Origin of the sequence: Cellulomonas pasadenensis (genome assembly GCF_047229365.1) — a bacterium.
In the GTDB taxonomy this organism is placed as follows: Bacteria; Actinomycetota; Actinomycetes; order Actinomycetales; family Cellulomonadaceae; genus Cellulomonas.
On record NZ_JBFTEP010000165.1, the window covers coordinates 1 to 6,703 of the forward strand.

Consider the following 6,703-nt stretch of genomic DNA (forward strand, 5'->3'; position numbering starts at 1 on the left):
GGCGGAGGTGCTCGCCGCCGCCGCCGACGCCGCGGCGGCGCGGCCGCCCGTCGTGCGCGGGACCGCCGGGACCGAGCGCGCCGAGGTGCTGTCGGCGACGGGGGCGTCCGCCGTCCCGGTGCTGGCGCTCGGGCTCGCGGCGGTGCTCGCAGGCGGCGTGCTCGTCCTGACGACGCGGCGCACCACGCCCGAGGACTGACCGCACCCGGGCGGACGCACCCACCGCGGCGACGGCTCGGGCGGCCCGGCAGACACCGTCAGACGTCGTCGTCGGTCGGGTTGCACCTCGTCGCGATCATCGTGACCGTCCCGACGTCGGGTCGCCACGGCTCGAGGTTCCACGCGTCCTTATCGGGTGCGCCGAGCACGTGGCACCACAGCTGCCCCCGCATGGAGGGCGTGGCGGCCTCCGGCTCGGCGGCCTCGAGCTGCGCCGCGAGCAGCTCCTGCGCCGCGAGCGAGCCACCCCGCACCCACCCGGCCGGCACCACCGCGAGCGAGCGTCCGCCCTCGGCCTCGCCCCACGTCGCGGACGCCAGAGCGGCCGTGCCGACGACGAACGACACGGCACCCGACCCGGCGTCGAGCGCCAGGACGTCGCCCTCGGCGCGCCAGGACGCCCGTGGACCGTCGGCACCGTCGGGCGCGCCGAGCGCCACGGCGACTCCCCCGCCGGCGTCGCGCACCACGACCGAGCCGTCCGCCTGCCGCTCGACGCCGCCGCCGCGCGGCGGCGCGGCCCACGCGAGCACGCCCCCCGGCCCGGTCACCGTGACGGTGCTCGCACCGTCGTCCTCCGCTCCCACGTCCACCCGCACCTCGGCCGCCGCGGGCAGCAGCGCCGCGCCCACCGCGCCACCGAGCAGCGTCCCGGAGTCCCGCACGACGCCGGCGGACGGGACCGTCGGGCTCGCGGCGGGCGCCGGAGCGGACGACGTCGGAGGGCTCTCTCCCGGGGACCCGGGCACCGTCCCGCACCCGGCGAGGACGACCGCGACGCACGCCGCGACGACGCCTCGACCCCACCCCCGCCGTGCCACGCCGCGACCGTAGCCGCCGACGCGTCGGCGCAGCACCGGCTGGCCACCGGCGTTCAGCTCCTCGGCGGCGAGCCACGCGCGTCGGCGGTGAGGAACAGGTGCCCGTCGGTGGCGGTGCGGGTGGTGTCACCGGGCGGTGGGTGGTGGTGCCGTCGGCGGCGACGGCCAGGACGGTGTCGCGAGGGGGTGGAGGAACCGGATCTCAGAGCTCGTCGACTCGGTCTCGGTCGGTGCTGTCACGGACATCCAGGTCGGCACCGCTCTCGACGAGTGACTTCAGCGCTGCCGCGTGTCCGGGGCTGCGGAGTGCCAGCCGCGATGTCATCCATCGGCGGCCCGGCTCGCTCGTGGCGGCCCACCTCCACCGCAACGCGTGGCGCGCGGCTCGCCGTCTCCGCAAGGGACTCATCCGGAGGACGTTCGCGAAGCCGTGAGTGATGTCGGCGAGCAGGTGCATCCGCGCCGGCACATCGACGTCCGCCGGCTCGTGCGGGTCCAGCTCCTCGTCCTCGACGTACGGCTCGCCTGCTTCTCCCATCCGGCGGATCTCGATGAGCGATCGCTCGGTGAGCACGGCGAGAAGATCCACAGCGCTCACACGACGAACACCTGCCCCGAACCGGCCACCGGGTCGACCGAGTCGAACCGGCCCGACGACGTGTCGTAGTTGCGCGCCCGCAGCTGGTACCGGTCCGACTGCGTCTCGTCGCGGTACCCGCCGGTGAACTGCAGCGGGTTGACCGGTGCGTCGTCCGCCAGGCGCTTCCCGCCGGAGACGAGGTCGGTGCCCCGGACCCCGCCGAACGGGTCGTAGTCGTACGCCCACTGCGCGTCGCCCGCGGGCGAGACGACGGCCGACGTGCTGCCCAGGCAGTCGCGGACGTAGGAGGAGTAGTCGTCCCCGCCCTCCGCCAGGCCGAGCGGCGAGCCGTCGGGGGCGTACAGGAACGACGTCGTCTTCGTCCCGGCCGGGCCCGTGCGCGTCTCGCCGGCGATGGTCGGCAGGGGGCCGTTGACGTCCCACGTCCACGCCGTCGACTCCAGGGCGCCCTCGGCGGTCGTCGTCGCCGACGACAGCCGCAGGCCCGCCGCGTCGTACGCGTACCGCGTCTGCTCGCCGTCGACCGTCGCCGTCGCGAGGGTCCGGTCGAGGTTGTACGTGTACGCCTCGTCACCGGCCTTCGTCTGGTTGCCCTCGGCGTCGTACGTGTACTCCCGCGTGCCCGCCTGGACGTCCGGCAGGTCGGGCAGCTGCCCGGTGACGGTCGTGTCGACCGGTCGCGCTGCGCCCCTTCATGAGAGAACTCTCACGTCGCCGACGCGCCCGCCCACCACGCGCGGCGCGTGCTGGGCCGGCGACCGGTGGCACGCCACGGCGCACGGTGCTGTGCTGCCGGGATGGACCACTTCACGCGCGACGGCCTCCGGTTCGACGTGCGCGACCACCCGCCCGCGAGCGCGGCCCCGGACGCGCCCGTCGCGGTCCTCCTGCACGGCTTCCCGCAGGACGCGAGCGCGTTCGACGCCGTGGTCCCGCTGCTGACGCGCGCGGGCGTGCGCGTGCTCGTGCCCGACCAGCGCGGCTACTCCCCCGGCGCACGGCCCCGCGGCCGGCGGCCGTACGTCGTCCCGGAGCTGGTCGCCGACGTGGTGGCGCTGCTCGACGCGGCGGGCGTCGAGGCGGCGCACGTCGTGGGCCACGACTGGGGCGGTGCCGTGGCGTGGGCCGTCGCCGCCCGCGAGCCCGACCGGACGGCGTCGCTCACGGCGCTCGGTACGCCGCACCCGGCCGCGATGCGCGCGGGGCTGCTCCGGGGGCAGGCCGTCCGCTCGTCGTACGTCGGCTGGTTCCAGCTCCCGGCCGTCCCCGAGCGGACGCTGCTGGCGGACGACGGCGCGCGCCTGCGCGGCGCCCTCACCCGGTCCGGCCTCGAGCCCGACCGCGCCGACCGCTACGTCGCGCGGATGCGCGAGCCGGGCGCGCTCACCGCCGCGCTCTCCTGGTACCGCGCGCTGCCGGTGCCGAGCGGCGGCGGCACGGCCCGCGTCGAGGTCCCGACCACGTACGTCGCCGCCCGCCGCGACCCGTTCTTCGCGCCCGCGTCGGTCGCGGCGACCGGCCGGTACGTCGACGGCGACTACCTGCACGTCGCGCTCGACGCCGACCACTGGCTCCCCGAGCACCGGCCGGCCGACGTCGCCGCCGCCGTGCTGGGCAACGCGCGGTGACGGCGGGACGATGAGGCTCTGGTCCCTGCACCCCGCGCTGCTCGACCGCCAGGGGCTGACGGCGTGCTGGCGCGAGGCGCTCCTCGCCCAGGCGGTCCTGCTCGACCGCACGAAGGGCTTCACCCGGCACCCGCAGCTCGACCGGTTCCGCGCGCAGCCGGAACCCGTCGTCGCGATCGCCGCCTACCTCCACGCCCTGCGCGACGAGGCGGCGCGCCGGGGCTACCGGTACGACCCCGCCCGCGTCCACCTGCCCGACGACGCCCGGACGCGCGGCGTCGGCCGCATGTCCGTCACGTCCGGCCAGATGGAGCTCGAGCTCGCCCACCTCCTCACGAAGCTCGCCGAGCGCTCGCCGGAGCGGCACCGCTGGGTCGCGGCGGTCGGACGCGCGTCCCCGCACCCGCTGTTCGTCGTCGTGCCCGGCGACGTGGAGCGGTGGGAACGCGCGTCCTGAGCGACGCGGCGGTGGCCGGCTCGTCCACAGGGCGTCCCTGCGTGCCCTCCGGTCGCTGCACGCTCTGCCCGACTCGCGCCATGGTGCTCGGACGGCGTCGACCGCAGGTCGTCGTGGTGCACGATGCCACGCCGTCGACCGCCGACCTGCTGCTCGACGAGGCGCGTAGCGCCGAGCAGACGCAGATCCAGCTGCACGCCGCGATGGACCAGCGTGCCGGGGCGCTCGAGGTACCACCAGGACGGCCGTGACGACGTGGTGGCGGTGGTGACGGACCTCACCGCCTGGGTCGTGCAGGGCGCCGGGGAGCAGCTGCGCGGCAAGCGGCGGCTCGTCCTCCTCGCGGCCGCTCTTCTCGTCACGTCTGTCGGTGCGACAGCAGCCGGACTTGTCCTCGAGCTGTGGCCGGTCCTGACCGGCTCGGGAGGTGGAAGCGCATGAGCGCCAAGGACACACGGACGCCGCGCAAGCTCGTCGTCGACCCCGACCTGCTGATGAACCTGGGGGGCGACGAGAGAGCGGTCCGACGTGCGCGCCGGCGCCTCGTCGAGGAGGCCCGCGCCGGCGCCGTCGTCATCTCCCCCCGGTCGGCGGTCTCCCGTGCCGTCGACGGTCCGACGGCACGGGAGCCGCGCTCCCGCTGAGGCCTCAGCCCTTGGCGTGCTTCTCCGGGATCGGCGCGTCGCCCGACGCGCGCTGTGCCCGGTAGTACGTCCGCGCCTCCTCCTGGCGCTCGTGCTCGACGCCCGACGAGATGGGCGCGCGCAGGTGCTCCTGCCCGTAGCCGAAGGCGTCGACGAGGTCCTGCGCGTGCGGGCGCAGCCGCGCGAGCAGGCGCTCGATGTACGACGTCACGGTCCGCGCGCGGCCGGCCGACAGGCGCCCGTTGACCAGGTACCAGGCGAGGTCCCGCTCGATCAGCGTGAGCCCGAAGAGGTCGCGCAGCCACGTGAGCACCTGCCGCGTGCCCGGGTCCTCGACGCGCGCGAGGCCGCGCGTGAACGCCTCCCACTGCACGCGCTCGGCGTGCGCGCGGGCGGCCTCGATGAGCTCGTGCTGGTGGGCGTTGAACAGCGCGGCGGCCTTGTCGGGGCTCATCCGCCGGGCCGGGGCGAGGGCCTGCGCGACCTGCGCGACCTTCGCCTCGACGCGGTCCGTGAGCAGGTCGCGCTGCGTCTGCTCGTCGCGGAGCTGGCCGACCGACCGGCGCGCGTCCCCGAGGTCGCCGAGCGCCTGCACGGCGCGCACCAGCGGCGTGCGGTGCAGCGCGACGTCCGCGACGCGCTCGGCCACGAACCGCGCCATGTCGCCCTTGTCCGCCTGCACGTCCTTGAGCGACTTCGCGTAGTCGGCGAGGAGGCGCTTGGCGACCAGCTGGTAGAGGACCGTGTTGTCGCCCTCGAACGTCACGTACACGTCCATGTCGGCGTGCAGGCCGGTGAGCCGGTTCTCCGCGAGGAAGCCCTGGCCGCCGCACGCCTCGCGCGCCGTCTGGATCGTGCGCAGGGCGCCCCACGTCGACGTCGGCTTGAGGGACGCCGCGAGCGTCTCCAGGTCCTCGCGCCCCTCCGGGGTGTCGCCGCGGCCGGAGAAGACGTCGTCGAACGCGGCGAGCAGCTCCTCGTGCGCGAACGTCGCCGCGTACGTCTCCGCCACGAGCGGCAGCAGCCGGCGCTGGTGCTGGCCGTAGTCGAGCAGCGTGACCTCGTCCGACCCGCCGCCCGCGAACTGGCGTCGCTGGTTCGCGTACGTCACGGCGATCGCGAGCGCGATCTTGCTGGCGTTGACCGCGGCGCCGTCGAGGGAGACCCGCCCCTGCACGAGCGTGCCGAGCATCGTGAAGAAGCGCCGGCCCGGGCTCGCGATGGGCGACGAGTAGGTGCCGTCGGGCGCGACGTCGCCGTACCGGTTGAGCAGGTTCGTGCGCGGCACGCGCACGTGGTCGAAGTGCAGGCGGCCGTTGTCGATGCCGTTGAGGCCGCCCTTGACGCCGTCGTCCTCCCCGCCGATGCCGGGCAGGAACTCGTGCGTGCTCGGGTCGCGGAGCGGCACGTAGAACGCGTGCACGCCGTGGTTGACACGCGGCTGCCCGGGCGCCGCCGTGACCAGCTGCGCGAACACCACGGCCGCGGTGCCGTGCACGGCCGCGTTGCCGAGGTAGTCCTTCCACGCCCCGCGGAACGGGGTGTGGAGGACGAACTCCTGCGCGTCGGCGTCGTACTCGGCCGTCGTCCCGATGGACGCGACGTCCGAGCCGTGCCCCGTCTCCGTCATCGCGAACGCCCCCGGCACGTCCAGGTGCATCGCGCCCGGCAGGAACGTGTCGTGGTGGTGCTCGGTGCCCAGGTGCAGGATCGCCGACGCGAACAGCCCCCACTGCACGCCCGCCTTGATCTGCAGCGACGGGTCCGCCGCGACGAGCTCCTCGAAGCGCGCGAGCGAGCCGCCGTGGTCGTCCGCGCCGCCGAGCCGCGTCGGGAACGCGCGCAGCACGTCGTGCTCCGCCTCCAGCCGGCGCAGCTGGTGCAGCACCCGCTCGCGGTGCTCCGCCATCGGCATGCCCTCGACCTTCTGGAAGTCGGGGTCGGCCGTGATCGCGCGCGCCTCGCGGCGCAGCTGCGCGTACTGCCCGAGCAGCAGGTTCTCGAGCGCGGCGACGTCCACGCGGTCGGCGCCGTCGTGGGCGCCGGCGGGTGCGGGACGGGCCTCGGGGCGGACGGTCGTGGTGGTCATCGCTGCTCCCTCTGGGTGCCGGCTGCGTCGTCGCTGCCGGGCTGGTGGGTCTGTGCCGGGTGGGCGGTGGTGCGGGGGTCGTGCGGGGTGCTGCCGGACGTGCTGCCGGACGTGCTGCCGGGGATGCCCTCCCGCGCGCCGACGTCGCGCGGCGGGCGGTCGCGGGGCGGGCAGGAGGAAGTCGCGCTGCAGGTCGTTCGGCGGCGGCTCGAACGCCACACCGCGGTCGCGACCGCCGAGACCC

The 6,703-nt window shown here is 75.8% G+C and carries 9 protein-coding genes and 1 pseudogene; 6 read left to right on the forward strand and 4 right to left on the reverse strand.

Translation table 11 applies throughout. From position 1 onward, the window contains the following. Positions 1-199, forward strand: a pseudogene (locus tag AB6N23_RS16440) (hypothetical protein); the annotation flags it as partial. A 58-nt stretch (positions 200-257) separates the two neighbouring features. Here AB6N23_RS16440 and AB6N23_RS16445 read toward each other — a convergent pair. From AB6N23_RS16445 to AB6N23_RS16455, 3 genes are all read right to left on the reverse strand, one after another. Beyond that, entirely contained in the window at positions 258-884 is a 627-nt protein-coding gene (locus tag AB6N23_RS16445; RefSeq protein ID WP_412867066.1) for a DUF2599 domain-containing protein, read from the reverse strand. 358 nt (positions 885-1,242) lie between these two features. Continuing rightward, positions 1,243-1,638: a hypothetical protein gene (locus AB6N23_RS16450; protein ID WP_412867067.1), complete on the reverse strand. Its 396-nt coding sequence runs from the start codon at positions 1,636-1,638 to the stop codon at positions 1,243-1,245. Next, on the reverse strand, positions 1,635-2,291 hold the full coding sequence (locus AB6N23_RS16455) for an RHS repeat-associated core domain-containing protein (RefSeq protein ID WP_412867074.1): 657 nt from the start codon (positions 2,289-2,291) through the stop codon (positions 1,635-1,637). Before AB6N23_RS16455 ends, AB6N23_RS16450 begins: the two co-directional genes overlap by 4 nt. A gap of 147 nt (positions 2,292-2,438) precedes the next feature. Here AB6N23_RS16455 and AB6N23_RS16460 point away from each other — a divergent pair, with 147 nt between their 5' ends. The 5 genes from AB6N23_RS16460 to AB6N23_RS16480 all read left to right on the forward strand — a co-directional run bounded on the left by AB6N23_RS16460 (position 2,439) and on the right by AB6N23_RS16480 (position 4,370). Beyond that, on the forward strand, positions 2,439-3,269 hold the full coding sequence (locus tag AB6N23_RS16460) for an alpha/beta fold hydrolase (protein WP_412867068.1): 831 nt from the start codon (positions 2,439-2,441) through the stop codon (positions 3,267-3,269). 10 nt (positions 3,270-3,279) lie between these two features. Continuing rightward, entirely contained in the window at positions 3,280-3,726 is a 447-nt protein-coding gene (locus AB6N23_RS16465) for a pyrimidine dimer DNA glycosylase/endonuclease V (RefSeq protein ID WP_412867069.1), read from the forward strand. Between the two features lie 116 nt (positions 3,727-3,842). Beyond that, positions 3,843-3,977, forward strand: coding sequence for a hypothetical protein (locus AB6N23_RS16470; RefSeq protein WP_412867070.1), 135 nt, complete (start codon positions 3,843-3,845; stop codon positions 3,975-3,977). A gap of 16 nt (positions 3,978-3,993) precedes the next feature. After that, positions 3,994-4,167 carry a hypothetical protein gene (locus AB6N23_RS16475; protein ID WP_412867071.1) on the forward strand — a complete coding sequence of 58 codons (174 nt, stop codon included), beginning with the start codon at positions 3,994-3,996 and terminating at the stop codon, positions 4,165-4,167. Then, positions 4,164-4,370, forward strand: a complete 207-nt coding sequence (locus tag AB6N23_RS16480; RefSeq protein ID WP_412867072.1) for a hypothetical protein — start codon at positions 4,164-4,166, stop codon at positions 4,368-4,370. Before AB6N23_RS16475 ends, AB6N23_RS16480 begins: the two co-directional genes overlap by 4 nt. A gap of 4 nt (positions 4,371-4,374) precedes the next feature. Here AB6N23_RS16480 and AB6N23_RS16485 read toward each other — a convergent pair whose 3' ends face one another. Beyond that, positions 4,375-6,459 (reverse strand): acyl-CoA dehydrogenase family protein, encoded by a 2,085-nt coding sequence (locus AB6N23_RS16485; protein WP_412867073.1) that lies wholly within the window; start codon positions 6,457-6,459, stop codon positions 4,375-4,377. Positions 6,460-6,703 lie beyond the last annotated feature (244 nt).

Bases quoted from the DNA above. Each gene is read 5' to 3' on its own strand.
- AB6N23_RS16460 (WP_412867068.1), top strand. From the start codon at position 2,439: ATGGACCACTTCACGCGCGACGGCCTCCGGTTCGACGTGCGCGACCAC.
- AB6N23_RS16465 (WP_412867069.1), top strand. From the start codon at position 3,280: ATGAGGCTCTGGTCCCTGCACCCCGCGCTGCTCGACCGCCAGGGGCTG.
- AB6N23_RS16480 (WP_412867072.1), top strand. From the start codon at position 4,164: ATGAGCGCCAAGGACACACGGACGCCGCGCAAGCTCGTCGTCGACCCC.
- AB6N23_RS16485 (WP_412867073.1), bottom strand. From the start codon at position 6,459: ATGACCACCACGACCGTCCGCCCCGAGGCCCGTCCCGCACCCGCCGGC.